General features: G+C 73.8%; 17 protein-coding genes. 9 read left to right on the forward strand and 8 right to left on the reverse strand.

Translation table 11 applies throughout. The features are described from left to right. Positions 1-45 precede the first annotated feature (45 nt). Positions 46-1,917 carry a SulP family inorganic anion transporter gene (locus tag NFS20_RS11565; RefSeq protein WP_285821127.1) on the reverse strand — a complete coding sequence of 624 codons (1,872 nt, stop codon included), beginning with the start codon at positions 1,915-1,917 and terminating at the stop codon, positions 46-48. Then, positions 1,806-3,164, reverse strand: a complete 1,359-nt coding sequence (locus tag NFS20_RS11570) for an ion channel protein (RefSeq protein WP_251151942.1) — start codon at positions 3,162-3,164, stop codon at positions 1,806-1,808. Before NFS20_RS11570 ends, NFS20_RS11565 begins: the two co-directional genes overlap by 112 nt. Before the next feature lie 177 nt (positions 3,165-3,341). Here NFS20_RS11570 and NFS20_RS11575 point away from each other — a divergent pair, with 177 nt between their 5' ends. Both NFS20_RS11575 and NFS20_RS11580 read left to right on the forward strand, forming a co-directional pair. Beyond that, positions 3,342-3,839, forward strand: coding sequence for a DUF1269 domain-containing protein (locus tag NFS20_RS11575; RefSeq protein WP_251151943.1), 498 nt, complete (start codon positions 3,342-3,344; stop codon positions 3,837-3,839). A gap of 25 nt (positions 3,840-3,864) precedes the next feature. Continuing rightward, positions 3,865-4,536: a GAP family protein gene (locus NFS20_RS11580; protein WP_251151944.1), complete on the forward strand. Its 672-nt coding sequence runs from the start codon at positions 3,865-3,867 to the stop codon at positions 4,534-4,536. A 24-nt stretch (positions 4,537-4,560) separates the two neighbouring features. Here the strand turns inward: NFS20_RS11580 and NFS20_RS11585 are convergent, their stop codons facing one another. Then, the gene (locus NFS20_RS11585; protein WP_251151945.1) at positions 4,561-5,850 is read right to left on the reverse strand and encodes an AI-2E family transporter; all 1,290 of its coding nucleotides are present in this window, start codon (positions 5,848-5,850) and stop codon (positions 4,561-4,563) included. A gap of 148 nt (positions 5,851-5,998) precedes the next feature. On the opposite strand from NFS20_RS11585, the gene NFS20_RS11590 reads away from it, so the two are divergent. The 4 genes from NFS20_RS11590 (at position 5,999) to NFS20_RS11605 (ending at position 7,942) form a co-directional block, all read left to right on the forward strand. After that, positions 5,999-6,406 carry a DUF7144 family membrane protein gene (locus NFS20_RS11590; protein ID WP_251151946.1) on the forward strand — a complete coding sequence of 136 codons (408 nt, stop codon included), beginning with the start codon at positions 5,999-6,001 and terminating at the stop codon, positions 6,404-6,406. A gap of 96 nt (positions 6,407-6,502) precedes the next feature. After that, the gene (locus NFS20_RS11595) at positions 6,503-6,934 is read left to right on the forward strand and encodes a DUF6325 family protein (RefSeq protein ID WP_251151947.1); all 432 of its coding nucleotides are present in this window, start codon (positions 6,503-6,505) and stop codon (positions 6,932-6,934) included. Between the two features lie 90 nt (positions 6,935-7,024). Further along, positions 7,025-7,384 carry an SHOCT domain-containing protein gene (locus tag NFS20_RS11600; RefSeq protein ID WP_251151948.1) on the forward strand — a complete coding sequence of 120 codons (360 nt, stop codon included), beginning with the start codon at positions 7,025-7,027 and terminating at the stop codon, positions 7,382-7,384. Between the two features lie 75 nt (positions 7,385-7,459). Next, a complete protein-coding gene (locus tag NFS20_RS11605) occupies positions 7,460-7,942 on the forward strand; it encodes a DUF1269 domain-containing protein (RefSeq protein WP_251151949.1) in 483 nt (160 codons plus the stop codon). A gap of 15 nt (positions 7,943-7,957) precedes the next feature. On the opposite strand, the gene NFS20_RS11610 is transcribed toward NFS20_RS11605, so the two are convergent. From NFS20_RS11610 to NFS20_RS11635, 5 genes are all read right to left on the reverse strand, one after another. Next, positions 7,958-9,073 (reverse strand): sigma-70 family RNA polymerase sigma factor, encoded by a 1,116-nt coding sequence (locus NFS20_RS11610; protein ID WP_251151950.1) that lies wholly within the window; start codon positions 9,071-9,073, stop codon positions 7,958-7,960. Between the two features lie 95 nt (positions 9,074-9,168). After that, on the reverse strand, positions 9,169-11,313 hold the full coding sequence (locus NFS20_RS11615) for a SpoIIE family protein phosphatase (protein WP_251151951.1): 2,145 nt from the start codon (positions 11,311-11,313) through the stop codon (positions 9,169-9,171). Positions 11,314-11,463: 150 nt separating this feature from the next. After that, positions 11,464-12,318 carry a 2,3-bisphosphoglycerate-dependent phosphoglycerate mutase gene (locus NFS20_RS11620; protein ID WP_251151952.1) on the reverse strand — a complete coding sequence of 285 codons (855 nt, stop codon included), beginning with the start codon at positions 12,316-12,318 and terminating at the stop codon, positions 11,464-11,466. A 54-nt stretch (positions 12,319-12,372) separates the two neighbouring features. Then, entirely contained in the window at positions 12,373-15,309 is a 2,937-nt protein-coding gene (locus tag NFS20_RS22160; protein WP_285821128.1) for a helix-turn-helix transcriptional regulator, read from the reverse strand. Between the two features lie 179 nt (positions 15,310-15,488). Next, the gene (locus NFS20_RS11635) at positions 15,489-15,626 is read right to left on the reverse strand and encodes a hypothetical protein (RefSeq protein ID WP_251151953.1); all 138 of its coding nucleotides are present in this window, start codon (positions 15,624-15,626) and stop codon (positions 15,489-15,491) included. Positions 15,627-15,878: 252 nt separating this feature from the next. Between NFS20_RS11635 and NFS20_RS11640 the strand changes: the two genes are divergently transcribed. The 3 genes from NFS20_RS11640 (at position 15,879) to NFS20_RS11650 (ending at position 20,853) form a co-directional block, all read left to right on the forward strand. Continuing rightward, positions 15,879-16,571: a hypothetical protein gene (locus NFS20_RS11640; RefSeq protein WP_251151954.1), complete on the forward strand. Its 693-nt coding sequence runs from the start codon at positions 15,879-15,881 to the stop codon at positions 16,569-16,571. Then, positions 16,568-16,978, forward strand: a complete 411-nt coding sequence (locus NFS20_RS11645; RefSeq protein WP_251151955.1) for a UBP-type zinc finger domain-containing protein — start codon at positions 16,568-16,570, stop codon at positions 16,976-16,978. Before NFS20_RS11640 ends, NFS20_RS11645 begins: the two co-directional genes overlap by 4 nt. A 251-nt stretch (positions 16,979-17,229) precedes the next feature. Further along, the gene (locus NFS20_RS11650; protein ID WP_251151956.1) at positions 17,230-20,853 is read left to right on the forward strand and encodes a LamG-like jellyroll fold domain-containing protein; all 3,624 of its coding nucleotides are present in this window, start codon (positions 17,230-17,232) and stop codon (positions 20,851-20,853) included. Positions 20,854-20,894: the final 41 nt, after the last annotated feature.

Consider the following 20,894-nt stretch of genomic DNA (forward strand, 5'->3'; position numbering starts at 1 on the left):
GGCCGGGCGATCCGACCGGGACGGGCGATCCGACCGGGACGGGCGTCAGGAGTGCGTGGCGGCCCAGCGCTCGGCGTCGGCGACGGCCCTCTCGAGGCCCCCGAGGACCTCCGGGCTCGCGTCGACGACCGCGTCCTCGCCGAGTGCTGCGACCGTCCCCGTCCGCTCGAGCAGGGCGCGCATCGCGGGGGAGACGCCCACGAGGACGAGCCGGTTGCCCTGCTCGCGCAGCCGGGAAGCCGTGCGGTGCAGCAGGTCCATCACGGCCGACGACGGGATGTCGGGCAGGGTCCGGACGGCGAGGACGAGCACGGCACCGCGCGCGTCGTCGCCCCGCGGCAGGGTGCTCTCGATCCGCGGCAGCGCCGCGAAGAACGACGTCCCGGCGAAGTCCAGCACGGTGACCTCGCCGGAGCGCAGGGTCGTGGGGATCTCGGTCGACGTCGACCAGCGGCCGTCGGCGCCGCGCCGCAGGAGGAGGAGGCGCGACTGGCGTGCCGCCTGCACGCAGTACAGGAGCAAGGACAGCACCGCTCCCAGCACGATGGCCTGCTGCAACGGGAGCTGCGTGGTCGCGAGGAACGTGAGGATCATCGCGGCGGAGGAGAGCGGTGACGTGCGGAGCACGAGGACGATCTCGCGGCGCTTCCCCCAGACGAGCTCGCCGCCGACCACGAGGATCAGCCCACCGATCACCGGCATGGGGATGAGCTCGGCGACACCTCCGAGGAGCACCACGACGAGGGCGAGGAACACGCCGCTGACGACGCCCGCCCACCGTGTCTGCGCGCCCGCCTCCGCCGCGACGCCCGTGCGCGACATCGACCCACCGCTGGGCAGGGCCTGGAAGAGCCCGCCCGCGACGTTGGCCCAGCCCTGGGAGCGGAAGTCGGCGTTCGCGTCGGAGCGTGAGCCGTCGGGGTTCGGCATCGACGGGGCGATGCTCGCCGCCTGGGCGAGGCCGACGAGCGCGACGGCGAACGCACCGCCCACGAGCGACGGGGCCACGGACAGGTCCGGCAGCGAGAGACCGGGCAGGGCCGCGGGGATCGCCGCGATGTCCGCCACCTGCTCGACCTCGACCCCGGCGACCACGACGACGACGCTCACGACGACCATCGCCACCAGCAGCGCCACCGGCACGAGCCGGCGCACGGATCGCGCGAGCGCCCAGACGACGACCGTCGCGACGGCGACGAGCGTCGAGGGGACGTCCCAGGCGCCGACGTGCACGACCCAGTCGCCGAGCTGCACGAGGCGGTTGTGGCCCTGCGGGTCGTAGCCCGTCGCGTCCTCGAGCACGCCGGTGATGATCTGCAGGGCGATCCCCGTGGAGAAGCCGACCATCACCGCGTTCGAGACGAAGCTCATGACGGCGCCGAGCCGCAGGACGCCGAGGAGCAGCATCGCGAGCCCGACCATGATCGTCAGCGTCGCGACGTTCGCCGGGTCGGTCGGGTCGAGCCCGACGCCGGCGAGCACGCTCTGCGACGTGAGGGCGATCGCGCTCGTGAGCGTCGTGATCATGAGCACCGTGCGCGCGGTGAGCGAGCCGACGATCGCGGGCACCACGCCCGCGTAGAGCCCGGCGACCGGGTTGAAGCCCGCGATCGAGGCGTACGCCATGCCCTCGGGGATCGAGAAGAGGCCGGTGACCATGCCGGACACGACGTCCGAGCGCTTCGGGCGCCCGACCCGGCGTCCCAGCCGGCGCAGCGGAGTGCCGTCGGGTTCGGAGGCGGGCGTGGGGTCGCCGGCGGGCTCGGGGCGGGGTCGGTCACGCGGTCCTCCGTCGACGGGCGGTGCTACGGGCGGGGCGCGAGCGCGGGGAACTCGCCGGCTCCCTCGGCGGGCGGGTCGACGCGGAGCGGGGGCATCGAGCGCGCGGCGAGCCAGAGCGGCACGATCGCGAGGCACAGGACCGGGAGGAGGCGGGCGTCGCCGACGACGACGGCGGCCATGAAGAGGGCGAGCCAGCCGTCGCGGCTCACGACGATGACCGAGCCGAGGACCGCGGACGAGACGGCGACGGCGGCCGGCACGGCCGGGACCAAGGACGTCGCGGCGAGGCCGATCGCGACCCCGATGAAGACCGTGGGGAAGATGCGCCCGCCGCGGAAACCCGCCCCGGCGGCGACGACGAGCGCGGCGAGCTTGACGAGCGCCATGAGCAGGATGGCGGTCCAGGCGAGGTCGTCCGCCTCCGCCGAGAGCTCCTTCATCTCCTCCAGGCCCTTGAACAGCGTGAGCGGTCCGCCGACGACCCCGAGCAGCCCGAGGACGAGGCCGCCGGCACCGAGGGCCAGCACCGGGCTCCGCAGCCGGTGGAACGTGCGGTGGACCACGGGGAACGCGAGCACCGCGAGCAGCGTGAGTCCGGCGGCGACGATCCCGACCACGATCGCCCCGACCAGGTCCCCCGGCTGGACCCCTGGATACGCGGGGAGGTCGATCTCGAAGGTCGGGGTCTCGAAGACGACCATGGTCATGGCGCCCGCGCCCGCGGCGACGATCGGGGCGAACAGCCGGTCGAACAGCGGTCCGGACCGGTCCCCGCGCTCGGCGAACGTCTCGGTGAGCACCAGCGCGGCGGCGAGCGGCGTCGCGAACATCGCCCCGATGGTGCCCGCCATGGCGAGCCCGACGGCGCCGTTCACCGGGACCCCGAGCCGGGGCCGGCACAGCAACCAGACGGCGATCGCGACGTTGATCGCGATGATCGGGTTCTCCGGCCCGAGGCTCACGCCGCCGGCGAGGCCGAGGACGAGCGCGACGGCGAGGCCCGGCAGGGTCCGCATCGGCAGGGGGGCGGCGACGAGGTCCGCCGTGGCCGGGTCCACCCCCGCGTGACCGGGCGCCCACCGGACGGTCGCCCCCACGAGCAGCCCCGTGACCGTGAGGACCAGGACCGTCCACCACGTCTCCGTCGTCGTGACGCCCCAGGCGTCGGGCAGCCGGTCCCACACGAGGTGCTGGATCCATGTCGCGAGCGAGGACAGCGCGACGAGGGTGACCGCGCTCAGGGCGCCGACCACGAGGGACGGGACGACGAGCGACAGGAGGTGCCGCGTGGACAGCGGGCGCGCGGGCGGCCCGCCCGGCGGATCCGCCGGTACGTCCTCCGACCTGTCGGTCGGCCCACCCGTCGGCGCGTCCGTCGGCACACGGGAAGGGAACCACGGGCCCGGACGAGGTGCATCCGGAACCGCGCGCAGCGGCGTCGCTCCGGTGGCGGTGCCCCGACCCCCGCCATAGCGTCGACTCGCCGCGCACCGGCACGTCCGGGCCCCGCGGCGGACGCACGGCGACAGCCGGACGACATCGACGGAAGAAGGCACGACGTGGCAACCCTGACCGTGTGGAAGTTCGACACCCCCGACGGCGCGGAGCGGCTGGAGGAGGCTCTCCTCGCGCTGCAGAAGCAGGAGCTCATCCAGGTGCAGGACGCGGCGACCGTCTCCTGGGAGGAGGGGAAGAAGAAGCCGAAGACGCGGCAGGGCAACAGCACGACGGCGGCCGGTGCGCTGGGCGGCACGTTCTGGGGCATGCTCTTCGGGCTGATCTTCTTCATCCCCCTGATCGGAGCGGCGATCGGTGCCGCGTCCGGCGCGATCGCCGGGGCGCTGACCGACGTCGGGATCGACGACGACTTCATCGACTCGGTCCGCAGCAACGTGACGCCCGGGACCTCGGCCCTGTTCGTCCTCACGTCCGGCGCGGTGCTGGACCGTGTCCACGACGCGCTGCAGGCGCAGGGCATCCACGGCGAGCTGATCCAGACCAACCTGTCCGCCGACGAAGAGGCGAAGCTCCGGGCCGCCTTCGACGAGAACGCCTGAGCCGGCCGGGACCGGGGAGCTCGCCGTGGGAGCCGCGATCGGCCAGTCGTTGCCGGTGGCCGTCGGCGTGATGATCAGCCCGCTGCCGATCGTGGCAGTGGTGCTCATGCTCACCAGCGGGAAGGCGAGGGCGAACGCCGTCGCGTTCCTCCTGGGCTGGTTCGTCGCCGTCGGGGGCGTGGCGCTCGTCGTCGCGCTCCTGGCGGGGTCGGCCGCGCCGGACTCCGGCGGTCCCGCCGAGTGGGTCGCGTGGGTCAAGATCGTCCTCGGCCTGCTGCTGCTGTTCGTCGCGGTGCGACAGTGGCGGGGGCGTCCGCGCGGCGACGTCGAGCCGCCCGCCCCGAGGTGGATGGCCGCGATCGACTCGTTCACGCCCGTCAAGGCGCTCGGGCTCGCCGTGCTGCTCGGTGCGGTCAACCCCAAGAACCTGCTGCTCGCGGTGTCGGGCGGCGCGGCGATCGGGTCCGCCGCGGGCGGCGACGTCGCGGTGAGCATCACCGCGGCGGTCGTGTTCGCGCTCGTGGCGAGCCTCGGCGTCGCGACCCCCGTGGTCATCTACGTGTCGATGGGCACGCGGGCGGCGGCGCTCCTCGACGGGCTCAAGTCGTGGCTGATCCACAACAACGCCGTGGTCATGGCCGTCCTGCTGCTCGTCATCGGCGCGAAGATGATCGGCGACGGCATCTCCGCTCTCTGACGGCCGCCGGCGGACGGCGGACGGCTACTCGATGCCGTCCGCCCGGCGCTCGTCGACCGTCCGGGCGGCCTCCTCGGCCGCGCGGCGGTTCGCTCGGCGACGTTGGGCGACCCCGCCGTCGCCGTCGCGGTGCCGCCTGCGCGGTGCGGCGTCGTCGCCGCCCTCCTCGCCGGGGTCGTGCAGGAGGTGCGAGTCGATGAGCTCGTGCCGCTGGAGGTACGTGTTCGCGACCGCCTGGATCGTGGCGGCGATGGGGAGCGCCAGGAACGCGCCGAGCGCCCCGAACACGGCGCCGAACGCGAGCACGACGACGAAGCTCACCGCGGGGTTCATCTCGAGGGCGCGCGCGGACACCTTGGGTGAGAAGTACAGGTTCTCGAGCTGCTGGTAGCCGATGATGAATGCCAGCACGGCGAGAGCCTGCGGCATCCCCTGGGACGTGAGCGCGACGGCGACGGGGAGGGCGCCGCCGATGTAGGTGCCGATCGTCGGGACGAACTGCGACACGACGCCCGTGAACACCGCGAGGGGCAGCGCGTACGGCGTGCCCACGATCAGCAGGAACACGAGGGTGAACACGCTCGACAGCGCCGCGAGCACGATGCGCGAGTTGATGAAGTCGGAGACCTTGACCTGCGTGATCTCCCACAGCCGCAGCACCTCCTCCTGACGGTTCGGGGTGAGCCACCGGCAGACGCCGGCCCGGAACCGCGGCCCGGCGGCCAGCAGGTAGTAGGTGACGAGGAGGATCGTCAGCGACGCGAAGATGCCGCCGATGATCGTCGTCCCCACGAGCAGCGCCCCGGAGGCGACGTCCTGCCCGAACTGGTCGAAGGCCTCGCGCAACAGCTCGTCCGACTCGGGGACGATGACGTCGAACCGCTCCTCGAGGAACGTCCGGGCGTCCTCGTAGAGGGCCGGGATGGTCTGCACGAGCTGCACGAGCTGCTGGACGAACAGGTTCCCGAACAGCGCGAGCACGACGAGCACGACGACGATCGAGCCGATGAGCGACACGCCTGCGGCGACACCGCGACGCCACCCGTGCCGGACCAGCCACACGACGATGGGCTCGAGCGCGAGGGCGATGAAGAACGCGATGAGGATGTTCACCCCGAGGCCCTGGAGCTGCCCCAGCGCGTACCACGCGAAGACCGCCACGAAGACCGCGACCACGCCCATGACCAGTGCGCGAGGGATCCAGCGCGGTGGCCTGCGGGAGTCGTGCTGGACGGGTCGGGTGCCGTCGTCGGTCGGCTCCGACCAGGTGTCGTCCGGTGACGGGCTCGCCGACGGCGATGCGGGGATCGTCATGCCACGAACGTAGTGCCGGGCCCGCGGACGAGCATGCAGGACGCACCGGATGCCGAACCGCCCCATCGGTGCCACGATCGTCCCGCGCACGTCGGCGGCCGCAGGTCAGGGTCGCCGAGAGGTCCGAGAACCCTCGAGAGGTGACGGAATGGCACGGTCGTCGCAGGTGTCCGCATGGGTCGGCTGGATCTGGTTCGCGGGCATCGTGCTCGTCACGCTGGGTCTGTTCAACGCCATCAGCGGCCTCGTCGCGGTGTTCTCCCCGAACAGTCTCGTGGGGGTCACCGACCAGGGCGTCGTCGTGCTGGACGTCTCCACGTGGGGATGGATCCATCTCGTGATCGGGCTGCTCCTCGTCCTCACGGGCTTCGCGCTCCTCGCGGGCAAGGGCTGGGCGAGGTTCGTGGCGATCGTCCTCGTCGTCCTCAACGCCGTCGCGCAGTTCACGACCCTCCAGGTCACGCCCTGGTGGTCGATCGTGACGATCCTGCTCGACGTGTTCGTGCTGTGGGCCCTCGTCGTCCACGGCGACGAGGCCGAGCGCGCCGCGCGCTGAACGGGCGCCACCGCCCCCTCGGCGTCCCGGACCCCGCGACCCGCCCGAACCCCGCACCCGAGCCCCGCACACCCTCAGACACCGGGAGAACCCCTCATGGCCAGCTCCAGCTTCGGTCCCGTCGAGATCGTCGCGATCGCGTTCCCGTCCGACCGCATCCCGTCCGGCGTCCAGACCGCCGTCGCCGAGGTCCTCGCGGAAGGCACCGTCACGCTGCTCGACCTCGCCGTCGTGCGCCGGTCCGAGAACGGCGACGTCGAGTTCCTCGAGCTCACGGACCTCGGCGACGAGATCGAGATCACCGACGTCCAGCTCTCGAGCGCCGGGCTCGCCGGCGAGGAGGACCTCGACGAGGTGGCGGCCGGGCTCGCTCCCGGCACCTCGGCGCTCGTCCTCGTCGTGGAGCACACGTGGGCCCGGGGGGTCGTCGGCGCGGCCGCCGACGCCGGCGGTGTCGTCCTGTTCAGCGAGCGGATCCCCGCGGAGGTCGTCAACGAGGTCGCGGACCTCGCGCTCGCCGAGGACTGACGCGTCGCCCGGACGGACGACCTGACCGTCGCCCGGACGGACGACCTGACCCAGCACCAGCCAGCACGTCACACCCGGAGGAGAACCACCATGCCCATCCGTCGTATGGGTCGTCCCGGCCTCATCGGGACCGCCGCCCGCACCGCCGTCATCGCCGGCACCGCCCAGGCCACCGCGGGCGCCGTCTCGCGCCGTCAGGCGAACCGCCAGCAGCAGTCCTGGGAGGCGCAGCAGGCCGCGGCGCAGCAGGAGCAGGCCCGGATCGAGGCGGCCGCTCAGCAGGCCGCCGCCCAGTACGCGCAGCCGGCCGCCGCCCCGGCCGCACCTGCCGCCCCGGTGTCCGGTGGGGACGACCTCCTGGCGCAGATCGAGCGGCTCGGCCAGCTGCACGCGTCCGGCGTGCTCAGCGACGCCGAGTTCGCCGCCGCCAAGGCCAAGCTCCTCGGCTGAGACCCGCACCCGAGACCCGCACCTGAGACCCGCACGCCCAAGGCCGTACCGAGCACGAGAGGACCGGAGGACACCATGGCGACCTTCACCGTCTGGAGCTTCGACACACCCGCGGGGGCCGACACGGCGTCGGGCATCCTGCACTCCGCCGCGTCGGAGGGGCACATCCGCCTCGTCGACTCCGCCGTCGTGACGTGGCCCGAGGGCGCGGACAAGCCGACGACACGCCACGGCCACCAGGACACGTGGCGCGGCTCCGGCTGGGGCGCGTTCTGGGGGCTGCTCCTCGGGACGATCTTCTTCATCCCGCTGATCGGCGCTGCCGCCGGAGCGGCGATCGGGGCGGCGTCGAAGGCCATGGCCGCCGTCGGGATCGACAAGGACCAGATGGAGCGGATCCGCGAGGGTGTGACCCCGGGAACCTCCGCGCTGTTCGTCGTCACGGAGGACGGGGACCTCGACGCCGTCGGCGAGCGGTTCCACGGGGTGCACGGGAAGCTCATCGCCACGAACCTCACCGAGGGAGAGCGTCAGACGCTCCTCGAGACGTTCGACTGACGGCCCCCGGGCCGGTCACGAGTCGAGGCGCGGAGGCAGACCGAAGAGCGGGAACCACGCGGCCGTGTCGAGGAACGCGTTGATCTCCACGACGCGGCCGCCCCGGGTCTCGATCACCTGCAGCGCCCACGGCTCGTACCCACCACCCTCGGCGCGACGGTACTGGCCGAAGCCGAACGTGCCGTTCACCGCGACCGGGATCAGGCGCGAGCCCTCGCACTCCCACCCCGGGCCCACCATCCAGCGGACGATGTCGTCCGTGCCGCGCATCCACAGGGGGTACGGCGGCATGGAGAGCGTGGCGTCGGCGTGCAGGATCGCGACGAGCGCGTCCATGTCGTACCGCTCGAACGCGTCGAGGTAGCGCTCGAGCAGCAGCTTCTCCTCGTCCCCGAGGGCCTGCTCGTCCCCGGGGACGTTCCCGGCGACGTCGGCCGGGCCGGCCGGGCCGACGCCGCCCGTCCGGTCGGAGTCGTCGTCGACCCCCGCGCTGCTCCAGTGCGCCCGGGCCGCCATCGTGGCGCGGGCCCGCTGCAGCGCGCTGTTGACCGACGCGACCGACGTGTCGAGCAGCTCGGCCACCTCGCTGGCCTGCCAGCGCAGGACCTCGCGCAGGAGCAGCACGGCGCGCTGCTTCGGGGGCAGGTACTGCAGCGCGGCGACGAACGCGAGGCGGATGCTCTCGCGGCCTACGGCCACCTGGGCGGGGTCCCCGTCGTGGGGGAGCACGCGGTCGTCGGGCACGGGCTCGACCCACGTCTCCTCGGGCAGGACCTGGCCCAGGTTCTCGACCTCGGCCGGCTGCGGACCGCCGAGGCCCATCGGGCGCTCGCGGCGCTTGCGGGCACCGAGGGCGTCGAAGCAGACGTTCGTCGCGATCCGGTAGAGCCACGAGCGCAGGCTCGAGCGGCCCTCGAAGCGGTCGTAGGAGCGCCAGGCGCGCAGCAGCGTCTCCTGCACCGCGTCGTCGGCCTCGAAGGCCGAGCCGAGCATCCGGTAGCAGTAGCCCGTGAGCTCGCGGCGGTAGCCGTCGAGGACGACGTCCAGCTCCTCGTGGGCGGGCAGCGGGTTCGCGGGACGTGGCGCGAGGGATCCCTCCACCGTGTCGACGGGGGTGACGAGGTCGGTCATGGCGAGCTGCCTCTCCGAGTGCGGGTGGGGGCGTCCGGGCCGGATGTGGTCCACGCCACACGCTACCCGGCGCTCCTGACATAGCACAGGGTGGGTCAGTCGGTCGTCGCGAGCTCGAACCAGACGGTCTTGCCCTCGGCGTCGGCGTCGACCCCCCAGCGCAGCGCGCACCGCTCGAGGAACTGCACGCCGCGACCACCCGTCTCGTGCGGCTCGGGCGACCTCAGACGGGGCCGCTCGGTCGACCCGTCCCGCACGCCGATCCGCACGACCCGGTGCCCCACCTCGACGGTCGCCGCGACCGGAGGGCGTGCATGCTGGACGGCGTTCGTGAGGAGCTCGCTCGTCAGGAGCATCGCGACACGACGGACCGACGGCGCGACGTCGCAGCTCTCCAGCACGTCGTCGACCCAGCGCCGGGACCGGCCGATCGCGGTCGACGTGTGCGGGACGTCGCGACGCACCGTCGCCGGTCGGCCCGGGCGCGGCAGGTGCGGCATCGTGTGCCGGACGCGCAGGGCCAGCACTGCGACGTCGTCCCGCTGGGAGCCGGCGACGAGCCGGCGCACGAGCGCGTCCGGGAGCGCCGATGTCGAGACGCCGGCCTGGTCGGCCAGGGCCTCGCGCAGGCTCGCGAGCCGGTCCCCGTACGACGTGCCGCGCCGCTCGACGAGACCGTCGGTGTACAGCAGGAGCGTGTCGCCGGGCAGCAGGCGCGTGCGGTGGTCGTGGCGGGCCGCGCCCGGCAGGACACCGAGCATCAGGTCGGGCGCGGCGTCGAGCGTCTCGACCTCCCCGTCGGCGCGCAGGACGAGAGGAGCGGGGTGGCCCGCGTTGGACCACACGACGTCGAACCCGCGAGGGGTGCGGTCCAGCCGCGCGACGACGGCGGTGCCGCTCGCGTGCAGCGACAGGCCGCGGTTCGCCCGGTCGAGCAGGCGGAGCAGGGTGGCAGGCGGCTCGTCCTGGCACCAGGCGAAGGTGCGCAGCATCGACCGGAGCTGCCCCATCTGGGCCGCGGCGCGCATGTCGTGGCCCGTGACGTCGCCGATCATCAGGACGCACGCGTCGTCGTCGATGACCACCGTGTCGTACCAGTCCCCGCCGACCTGGTCCGTGCGCGTCGCGGACGCGTACGTCGCGGCGAGCTCGACGCTCCGCATCTCGGGCAGCGCCGTGAGCATCGCGGCCTGCAGCGTCGTCGCGACGCGGTGGCGCTCCTCGAGCAGGCGGACCCGGTCGAGCGCGTGGCCCACGTACGTGGCGACGGTCGTCTGGGTCTTCACCGCGTCGTCGTCGAACTCCTGCGCCGAGTCCCAGGCGAGGGCCACCACGCCGAGCAGCGTCGTGGCGGAGAAGACCGGGAGGAAGCAGCGCGCCTCGACGCCGTCGGCCGCGATCATCGCCGCAGCCTCCGGGAACGTCGCGGAGTACGTGGCGTGGTCCCGGAAGAAGAGGGGCTCGCGCGTGCGGGCGGCGACGCTCGCACCGCGCGCCTCGTCGAGGCGCATCCGCCGGAAGGTGCGCGGCACGCCGGGCTCCAGGTGGTCGAGCGTCGTGTAGGTGAGCCGGACGCCGGCCGGGTCGAGCGTCGCGAGGCCCGCGTACCGCGCCCCGATCCCGGCGCCGACTGCCGCGAGCCGTTCCGCGACGTCGCCCACGGACTGCGCGGAGGCGAACGTCTCCGACAGGTCGAGCAGGAGCCGCGACCGCCGGTTCGCCGTGAGGGCGACCCGCTGCATCCGGCGCGCGCGCTCGCGCGCCACCCGCAGCCGCAGCTCCGACGTGCACGCGGCCGCCAGGTCCGCGAGCGTCGCGAGGTCGGCGTCGGTCCAGGGCCGCGGCCGTCCGTCGATCGCGCAGAGCGAGCCCACGGCGCGTCCCCGTGGGTCGAAGATGGGGAACCCCGCGTAGGCGACGACGCCCAGGTCGTGGATCGCGCCGTTGTCGGCGAGGTGGGGCACGACCCGCGCGTCCGCGACGACGAGCGGCAGCGTGTCGTCGACGACGTACTGGCAGAACGAGTGGGTCAGCGGGGTGCGTCGTCGGCTCTGGTACGGCTCCGGGAGACCGAGGGCGCCGGGGAAGACCTGCTCGTCCTCGAGGACCAGGGACACGAGCGCCATGGGGACTCCGAGCTGGCGCTGCACCAGGCGCGCGAACCGGTCGAACGACTCGTCCGCCGTCGGTCCGGCGAGCCCCGCCTCGACGAGCTCGCGGATCGCCTGCGCCTCGGTCATGACTCAGTATGGCCAGGTCACGGGCCCTGCGGCAGGGCGAACGGCGCGAACCGGACGGGAACGGCTGGGTGAAATCGGGCAAGAGCAGCGAACCGCCGCGCCGGACGGAACCTCCTGGGGCTGGGCTGCATGGTCTCTCCCCGCGCCGGCTCAGGTCCCGCCGCGGGCCTGGAGGTCGGCGAGCGCGTGCTCGGCGCCGTCGGCGTCGAGGTAGGTCCCGCCCCGCACGAGGGGCACGAGCCGGGAGCCGGAGTCCACCACGAACCGGCGCACGAGCGGCTGCCCGGTCGGGACGTTCAGGTCCGCCACCTCCTCGGGCGCGAGATCGTCCACGAGCACCGAGAGCGCGCGCAGCGAGTTCCCGTGCCCGACGACGAGGAGCGAGCGGCCGAGCGCCAGCGCGGCCTCGGTCGCGGCCCAGAAGGGTCGCAGCCGCTCCACCACGTCGGCGAGCGACTCGGTGTCCGCGCGCAGGCCGGCGCGCGCGGCATCGGGCAGGCGGAGCAGGACGTCGTCGACGGCGGCGCGGGCCGGGTGGTCGGGCGCCAGCGCGGGCGGTCGGTGCGCGAACGAGCGGCGGTAGCGCCAGTAGGCCTCCTCGCCGTGGTCCCGCCGGACGATCTCGCGCGGGGTGTCCGTGAACGCGCCGTAGTGCCGCTCGACGAGCCGCCACTCGACGTCGAGCGGCGGCGGGCCGGGCAGCGCCGCGGCGACGATCGCGGCAGTCCCGGACGCGCGCACGAGCGGCGACGTCACGACCCGCCGGGGCGCGAGCTCCGGGTGCTGCTCCGCGGCGCGCGCGAGCAGGGCGGCGGCGTGCCGCGCCTCCGCGACGCCCCGGTCCGAGAGCGGGACGTCGAGCAGACCGGTGAACCGGTCGACCGCGTTGTAGGTGCTCTGACCGTGCCGGAGCAGGACCAGCACGCCGGGCGACGGGTGAGGCCGGGTGCCGTGGGTGGGACGAGGGCTGACCGACGACGCGGGACCGGCAGGCGCTGGAGGCACGCGGTCAGCGTAACGACGGCGGGCACCGCGCGTGAGCCGGGCCGGTCGGCCTGGTCAGACCTCGAGCAGTCCCCGCTGGTGCGCGAGCGACACCGCCTCCGCACGTCCCGACGCGCCGAGCTTCGCGAGGACGTTGGAGATGTGCACGCTCACGGTCTTGGCGGAGATGTAGAGGCGTTCGCCGATCTGCCGGTTCGTCAGCCCCTGGGCGACGAGGATCAGCACCTCCTCCTCGCGGTCCGTGAGGACGGTCGCGGTCGAGCGTCGCAGTCCCGGCAGGTCCAGGCGGGCGCGGCGGGCGAGCGAGCGGACGGCCTCGGCGAGCGGAGCGGCCCCCATCGCCTCCGCCTCCTCGAGCGCCTGCGCCGCCTCGATCTCCGCGGCGTTGCGGTCGCCGGTGGCGCACAGCGCCTCCGCCCAGCGGAACCGCGAGCGCGCCGCCTCGTAGCGGTAGCCGTAGTCGAACGCGCGCGTCGTCTCCTCCCACAGCGCGGCGTCGGTCTCGCCGGTGAGCCGAGCGTGCTCGGCGGCGGCGCGCGCGAGCCAGGCCCGCCCCTCGGGGCCGAGCGTCCCGCCGCGAGGGCGGCCGCGCTCCGCCGTCGTGACGGCCGCGTCGAGCAGGGGCCGACCGCGCGCGACGAGGCCCGCGACGGCGGCGGAGGTGTCCCCCGTCACGCGGGCGGCGTCGGCGGCGTCGGCGAGCGCCGCGAGGGCGAGCGCCGAGAGCCAGATCCGCCCGAGGAAGTAGTCGCTCCACGTGCGGCCGAGGTGCTCCACGAGCTCGACGGCGAGCTCGACCGCCTCCTCGTACCGGCCCGCCCACGTGAGCGCGTCGATCGAGCAGCCGCCGGAGATCAGCGCGATCATGCCGTCGCGGTACCAGTCGCGGCGCAGGGCCGTGCCCCGCTCGACGGCGTCCGCGTCGCCCCGCGCGACGGCGGCGTAGAGCTGCACGGCGGCGAGGGTCGGGACCCAGCTCTCCGGAACCGTCTCGCCCAGCGTGTCCGTGGGCGTGAGGTCACCGATGGCGTACCGGACGAGGTCGTCGAACAGTCGCAGCTCGACGCCGTACACGCTCCAGCCCAGACCCGTCGCCAGTGCGCGGTCCACCCCGTCGCGCACGACGTCGAGCGCCTCGGTGAGGTGGCCCGCGTAGTAGCGGTTCGCGGCGATGTTGTACCAGCAGCGCAGCTCGGTGAGGATGTCGCCGGCCTCGACGGCGCGCTCGCGCGCCTGCTCGAGGAGCACCGCCGCGCGGTCCTCGTCCTCGACCTCGAGGACCGCCATCGTCGTGAGGACGTCGGCCTCGACGTCGGGCGCGTCGACGCGGTGCGCCTCCGCGAGGGCCTCGGCGGCGACCTCAGCGGCGAGCTCGTCCTGGTCCGCGTTCATCGCCGCGCGGGCCCGCATCGCGAGCGTCCACGCGCGGTCGAGCGACGGCGGCTCCGTCGGCAGCACCGCGAGCGCCGCCGCCGTGTGCGTGAGGACCTCCTCCACCTGCTCGGTCCCGAGGAGGTAGCGGGAGAGCACGTGGCGCAGCGCGGCCTGGCGCAGGGGATCGTCGGCGGTCGCCTCGACGACCTTGCGCGCGAGCGCGACCGCGCGCTCGGGGCTCCCGGCGCGGCTCGCGGCGCCCGCGGCCGCGAGGGCCACGGCGACCCGGTCCTCCCCGAGGCGCTCCGCGGCGTCGGGCACGGCCGCCCACAGCGACAGGACCTGCTCGAGGTGGCGCAGCTCCTCGGCGGGCGCGAGGACGCGCGCCGCCTTGCGGGCCGCACCGCGCGAGGCGGTGAGCGCCGCCGGGAGGTCGTGCGCGGCGAGCGCGTGGTGGGCGCGCAGCGCGGGCGACCCGAGCGTCGGGTCCTCGCTGAGGGCGCGCAGGTACGTGCGGTGCACGGTGACGCGCTCGCCGGGCAGCAGGTCGGTGGCGACGGCCTCGGCGAGGAGCGCGTGCCGGAACACGACCGTGTCGCGGCCGTCGCCGCTGGGGTCGGCCTCGATGCCCAGGACGTGGTGCGCGATCGCCTCGCGGAGCGAACGGTCGAACGCGCCGGGGTCCGCCGCGAACGCGCCGTCCTGGTCCAGGACGGCGCGCAGGAGGCGCTCGGACACCTGGCGCCCCGAGACCGACGCGGTGCGCACGAGGTGCTGGACCGGCGGGTCGAGGGTCTCCAACCGGGCCCGCAGGACGTCGGCGAGCGACCACGGCAGCTCCTCGCCCGGGCCCGCCTCGACGAGCTCCTCGGCGAAGTAGGCGTTGCCCTCCGAGCGGGTGCGGACCGACTCGAACGCGTCCTCGCGCAACGGGTCGCCCGCGACCGCCGTCGTGAAGTCGCGCAGCTCCCCGGCCGTGAACGGCCGCAGGTCCACGTGCTCGACGCGCGGGTGGCGGCGCAGCTCGGCGAGCACCGGCCGCAGCGGGTGCCGCCGGTGCAGGTCGTCGCTGCGGTAGCTCGCGACGACCACGACGTGCTCCGACCGCAGGCGCGCGACGACGAAGCGCAGGACGTCGCGGCTCGACGGGTCGGCCCAGTGCAGGTCCTCGACGACGAGGACGAGCGGCGCGTCGGGGGTGCCGGAGGCGGCGAGCGCCGCGGCGATGCTCTCGAAGAGCTGCAGGCGCTCGCCCTGGCTCTGCTCGTCGTCGGCGGGGAGCGCGGCGTCGAGCAGGCGCGCGAGCGCGGGACGCTGCGCGACGGTCTCGTCGACGGCGTCGTGCACCGACCGCAGCGTGGTCAGCGCCTCGGTGAAGGGGAGGTAGGGGAGACCGACCTCGCCGAGGTCGACGCAGTGGCTCCACACGACCGTCGCGCCCTGCTCGGCGGCGAGCTCCGTCGCGCGGGTCAGGAGGCGGGTCTTGCCGACGCCGGCGTCCGCGCCGACGAGCACGACACCGGGCTCGCCGCGGCGCGCCCTGTCGACCGCGGCGGCGAGGCGTTCGAGCTCGTCGGCGCGGGCCACGAAGGGCGCGCGGGTGGAGGGGCGGGGCACGGGACCCATCCTCCCAGCGGGCACCCACGAGGGGCCAGGGGAATGGGGCACGTCGTGAGCGACCGGGGACGAGGCGCCGTCGGGCACGACGACGCCGCCGGCAGCGGGTGTCCCACCGGGGGTCCCACCACCGACGGCGTCGGGGGCGTCGTGCTGCCGGCGCTCGCCGGTCGCGGCGCTCACCGGGTGTGCCGGTGCCGGCGCTCCCGGAGCCAGTGCAGCAGCACGGGCTCGCCCCGCTGGTAGTCCTCGCGGAGCTTCTGCTGGTGGTACGTGAGCTCGGCCTCGAAGGCCGGGCCGAACTGCATGCCGCTCATGATCGTCCCCGTTCCCGCAGGCGCCCTGCCTGCCTGACGACAACACTCGTCCTGAGCACCCTGGGCCGGGATCGGTCGTCCGGGCAGGATCGCGTCGCGCAGGGCCTCAGACGCGCGGACCTCGGCCGGCTGAGGCGTCTGAGGTACCTCAGAAGCGCGGCTGCTGTGGCGCCGGTCACGCTTCCCGTTGCCAACGACCCGGCCTCGTCGCAGACTGGACGGTGACCGGACCCACCGTGTGGGGGTGACCTCGTGACCGACACCTACGACATGCTGCCGATGCTGGGCCGTGGCAAGCACCGCAACCCGAAGAAGGGGGCGTGCTTCATGGAGCTCGCGTCCTACCTCGCGGGCGAGCGGTGGAGCGACCATCCACGGTGCACGCACCCGCTCCTCGCGATGCTGGCCCGCGCGGTGAACGACCTCACGGTCGATCCCGAGCGGCCGAGGCTGGCACCGCTCATCCCGTCCGTCATCGGGCTGACGAGCGACGACCCGCACTGGGACGTGCGCATCGCGCTGCGTGCCGCGGTGACGGCGCTCCCGATCGCACCCGCGGAGCGCCAGCAGACGCTCGCCGTCGCGATCATCGGCGCCGAGAAGATGCTCGACGTGCTCGACCACCGCCCCGCCGGGACGATGAGCGCGGAGTCCGCCGACGCGCTCGCGACGTGCCCGCGCACCGCGCGGTGGGCGCAGAAGTTCTGCGAGGGCGCACGACTGCGGCCGAGCCGCTTCGTGCGCGACGCCGCGCCGAGCATCATCTCCGCGGCGGTCCAGGGTGTCGCCGAGGCGTGCGTCCCGAACCCCGACGAGCGTCTGCGCGACCTGCTCTCCGCGACGATCGACGACTGCCGGGCGTGGGCCGCAGCCGAGCCCGCCGCCGCGCTCGACCCCGAGTCGTGGGCTCCCGTCGTCCGGGCGGCCGGCGCCGGGGCGCGATGACCACCGACCGCGCCCCGAGCGTCAACGGGGACGGTCTCGACGATGCGGCGCTCGTCGCCGCCCTGCGGGCTGCCGTGAAGCCGGACGCCCCGCCGAGCGGCGACGGGTGCGCCGAGTGCGACCCCGCCGGTGGGTGGTGGGTGCACCTGCGCCGCTGCGCGACGTGCGGCCACGTCGGGTGCTGCGACACGTCCCCCGCCCAGCACGCGACGGCTCACTACCAGGAGACCGGACACCGCCTGATGCGCTCGTTCGAGCCGGGCGAGGACTGGTACTGGGACTTCGAGAGCGAGCAGGTCCTCGAGGGCCCGCATCTCGCGGCACCGCTGTCGCGCCCGCCGGAGCAGACGGTGCCCGGTCCCGCCGACCGTGTCCCGCCGAACTGGCGCGAGCTGATCCATCGCTGACGCGACCGCGACATCCTGTGACCGAGCCGGGTAGCACGCCATGGGTCTCGGCGAACCCCGGGTTCGGCGCTGCCCGGCTCCGGTTCGGCAGTCCGGCCTCGCGCGTACCTGTTGTCTTTCCGTGGTGGAAGCTGTTTGATTCTGAGGAGCGGTGTTCGCATCGCGGCCGACGACGGTCGCGCGCCCTCGGACGACGGCTGTCCGTACCGGCACCGCGCACCACAGTGATTTCTCGATGAGGAGGACCACGGATGCATCGTCTGACAGCGGTATCACCGCCCAGGGGGAGAAGACGGTCGAGACTGCTCGCCGCTGCGCTCGCCGCCGCCCTGACCATCCCGCTCGCCGCCGTCTCGGCGTCGGCGGGCGCCCTGCCTGCCGAGCCCACGGGGGACGAGCCCGCCGCGCAGGCGGAGGCCCTGCGCAACGGGCTCAAGGGCGAGTACTTCCTCTCCGGCGGCCCGGCCTGGCCGCTGACCGACCTCAAGGCCACCATCCCGGACCCGCGCATCGAGTTCCAGAACCTCGTGCCGACGTTCGCCGAGCTCACGGGTCGCGGCGAGCGCACGTCCGCGCGCTGGACGGGCACGATCACGCCCGAGTTCAGCGAGGCGTACACGTTCTCCGCGATCGGCGACAACGGGTTCCGGCTCTGGATCGACGACGAGCTCGTCATCGACCACTGGGTCGACGACTGGGACGTCGAGCAGACGGGCGCGCCGATCGAGCTCGAGGCCGGTCAGGCGTACGAGTTCCGCATGGAGATGTTCCAGAACACCGGCGGGTCGCACCTGCGGCTGCGGTGGCAGAGCCCGTCGCAGGAGCGCGAGATCGTCCCGACCGACGCCTTCACCTACCCCGACGACTTCGTCGTCTTCCCGGCGGCGGCCGCGCTCGAGGCCGACGGCACGAGCCTCAACGTGACGTTCGAGGGTGCTGCGGGCGGCGTCGACGAGAGCCTCGTCGACCACCTCAGGGTCCAGGTGGACCAGCTCGCGTGGCCGGTCGCCGGTGTCGAGGCGCAGGGCGACGTGCTCGGCATCGACCTGGGCGCGCAGGTGGACCGCGCGTCCGCCGTCCGCCTCGTGTACGACGGCGAGGGCGACCTCACCGTGGGCGGCGAGGCCGTCGGGTCGCTCAACCTTCCCGTGGAGAACTCCTCCACGTTCCGCATCCAGACGCCGTGGGCCGACGACTTCGACCCCGAGAACCCGCTGCCCGAGTACCCGCGCCCGCAGCTGACGCGCGACGACTGGCAGAACCTCAACGGGATCTGGCAGTTCGAGGCGGCATCGGCCGAGACACCTGGTGGCACCACCGACGTCCCGACCGGCCGCGACCTCGACGAGGAGATCGTCGTCCCCTACGCCGTCGAGTCCGCGCTGTCGGGCATCGAGCGGCGCGAGGACGACATGTTCTACCGCCGCACCGTCACGGTCCCCGAGGACTGGGGCGTCGGGACGGACCACCGGCTGCGCCTGAACTTCGGCGCGGTCGACTACACCGCGACCGTGTGGGTCAACGGTACCGAGGTCGGCACGCACCGCGGCGGCTACGACGCGTTCTCGTTCGACGTCACCGACGCGCTCGTCGAGGGCACCGAGCAGGAGGTCGTGGTCCGCGCCGTCGACACGACCGACGGCAGCAACCAGGCCGTCGGCAAGCAGACGCTCAACCCGGGCGGCATCTTCTACACCCCGACGTCGGGCATCTGGCAGACGGTGTGGATGGAGCCCGTTCCCGTCGCCGCGATCGACGACGTCGTCACGACGCCCGACATCGAGGCCGGCGTCCTCGCCGTCACGGCGCACTCGGCGTCCGCGTCCGACGGCGCGACCGTCACCGCGGTCGTCCGCGACGCCGACGGCGCCGAGGTCGGCACCGCGACGGGCGCGGCGAACGAGCAGCTCGCCGTCGAGGTCCCCGACGCCCACCTGTGGACGCCGGACGACCCGTACCTGTACGACGTCGACGTCACCCTGACGGACGGCAGCGGTGACGGCGCGACGACGGACACCGTCGAGTCCTACGCGGGCATGCGCTCGATCGAGGTCGCGGAGGTGGACGGTGTCAACCGCATCCTCCTCAACGGCGAGAACACCTTCCTGCTGTCGACGCTCGACCAGGGCTACTGGCCGGACGGCATCTACACGCCGGCCTCGGACGAGGCGTACGTGTTCGACATCCAGGCGCACAAGGACCTCGGGTTCAACACGCTGCGCAAGCACATCAAGGTCGAGCCCGCGCGGTTCTACCACCACGCCGACACCCTCGGCCTCATGGTCTGGCAGGACATCCCGAGCGGCTGGTTCAACAACGGCGACACCGACCCGGCGTCGCGCACGTTCTGGGAGTCCGAGATGAAGGAGATCATCGACCAGCTGCGGTCGGTGCCGTCCATCGTCGGCTGGGTGACCTTCAACGAGGGCTGGGGCGAGTGGGACCTCGCCCAGACGGCCCGCATCGGGAACGAGATCGACGCCTACGACCCGAGCCGCATCCTCAACACGCACTCCGGCTACAACTGCTGCGCGTCGAAGGGCGACTCGAAGACGGGCGACATCATCGACCACCACCTGTACACCGGCCCGGCCACGCCCAAGCCGGACGCGACGCGCGCGTCCATCGACGGCGAGCACGGCGGCTTCTCGATGAGCGCCCCGGGTCACATGTGGCCGGGCGTCTCCGCCAACCCGTACGGCGGCGTCGCGAACAGCGAGGCGCTGACGGACGCGTACGTGGCGAACACCGAGAAGCTCGTGCGACCTGCGCAGTGCTACCTCTCGGGCTCGGTGTACACGGAGATCTCCGACGTGGAGAACGAGCTCAACGGCTTCTACACCTACGACCGCCGGGTCCTCAAGATGGACGCGGCGCGCGTCAAGGACGTCAACGAGCGCGTCGTCGCGGCGGCGAAGCAGGGCTCCGCGCCGGTCGACCCCGGCACCCCCGGCCTCGCCGGCACGGGACGCTGGTCGTTCGACGAGGGCACCGGCACGACCGCCGCCGACGCCGTGGGCGACCACCCGGCGTCGGGCACGGGCACCTGGGTGCCCGGGCAGGGCGGCACGGGCTCCGCCGTGAAGCTGAACGGCACGAACCAGTCGTTCGCGACGGAGGGGCCCGTGCTCGACACCACCGGCTCGTACACCGTGTCCGCGTGGGCGCAGCTCGACCGCCTGCCGGGCGGCGCGTGGGCGACGGTCGTCGGGCAGGACTCGTCGACCGGCTCCAGCGCGTTCTACCTCCAGTACGGCGGCGGCGGCCGGTTCGCCTTCTCCTACGACGGCGAGCCGCGGGCCGAGTACGTCGTCCAGCCGGTGCTCGGCGACTGGTACCACCTCGTGGGCGTCCGCGACGCGGCCGACCAGACGCTGAAGCTGTACGTCAACGGGGAGCTCGTCGGGCAGTCCGACGTCTGCGGCGGCACGACGCCGTCCGGCCCGCTGACCATCGGCCGCGGCCAGTGGGGCGGCAACCCGGTCGACTTCTGGCCGGGCACGATCGACGACGTCCGCGTCTTCGACCGCGCGCTGTCCGACGACGAGGTCGCGTCCGTGTACGCCGGCGACGACGAGGAGCCGGCGCTCGACGTCACCGTGACCGCGGAGCCGCGCTGCCTCGCGGGCACCGCGTACGTCGCGGTACGGGCGACGAACGGCGGGGACGTCCCGGTGGACGTCACGCTCGACACGCCGTTCGGCTCGAAGACCGTCTCCGACGTCCAGCCGGGGAAGAACGCGTACCAGTCGTTCGCCGTCCGGTCCACGTCGGTCGAGGCCGGGACGGCGACCGTCACCGCGCGCGGCGAGGTCGACGGCGAGGAGGTGACGACCGAGCTCGAGGCCGGGTACGCGGCGTCGTCCTGCGGCTGATCCCACCCGCGAGGTAGAACCGCAGGTCGCGAGGTAGAGCT

It is taken from the genome of Cellulosimicrobium sp. Marseille-Q4280, assembly GCF_943181405.1.
Lineage (GTDB): Bacteria > Actinomycetota > Actinomycetes > Actinomycetales > Cellulomonadaceae > Cellulosimicrobium.

What these genes read in the sequence shown, in the direction of transcription:
- NFS20_RS11585 (WP_251151945.1), bottom strand. Translation starts at nt 5,850, where the DNA reads ATGACGATCCCCGCATCGCCGTCGGCGAGCCCGTCACCGGACGACACC.
- NFS20_RS11590 (WP_251151946.1), top strand. Translation starts at nt 5,999, where the DNA reads ATGGCACGGTCGTCGCAGGTGTCCGCATGGGTCGGCTGGATCTGGTTC.
- NFS20_RS11595 (WP_251151947.1), top strand. Translation starts at nt 6,503, where the DNA reads ATGGCCAGCTCCAGCTTCGGTCCCGTCGAGATCGTCGCGATCGCGTTC.
- NFS20_RS11600 (WP_251151948.1), top strand. Translation starts at nt 7,025, where the DNA reads ATGCCCATCCGTCGTATGGGTCGTCCCGGCCTCATCGGGACCGCCGCC.
- NFS20_RS11605 (WP_251151949.1), top strand. Translation starts at nt 7,460, where the DNA reads ATGGCGACCTTCACCGTCTGGAGCTTCGACACACCCGCGGGGGCCGAC.
- NFS20_RS11610 (WP_251151950.1), bottom strand. Translation starts at nt 9,073, where the DNA reads ATGACCGACCTCGTCACCCCCGTCGACACGGTGGAGGGATCCCTCGCG.
- NFS20_RS11615 (WP_251151951.1), bottom strand. Translation starts at nt 11,313, where the DNA reads ATGACCGAGGCGCAGGCGATCCGCGAGCTCGTCGAGGCGGGGCTCGCC.
- NFS20_RS11635 (WP_251151953.1), bottom strand. Translation starts at nt 15,626, where the DNA reads ATGAGCGGCATGCAGTTCGGCCCGGCCTTCGAGGCCGAGCTCACGTAC.
- NFS20_RS11645 (WP_251151955.1), top strand. Translation starts at nt 16,568, where the DNA reads ATGACCACCGACCGCGCCCCGAGCGTCAACGGGGACGGTCTCGACGAT.
- NFS20_RS11650 (WP_251151956.1), top strand. Translation starts at nt 17,230, where the DNA reads ATGCATCGTCTGACAGCGGTATCACCGCCCAGGGGGAGAAGACGGTCG.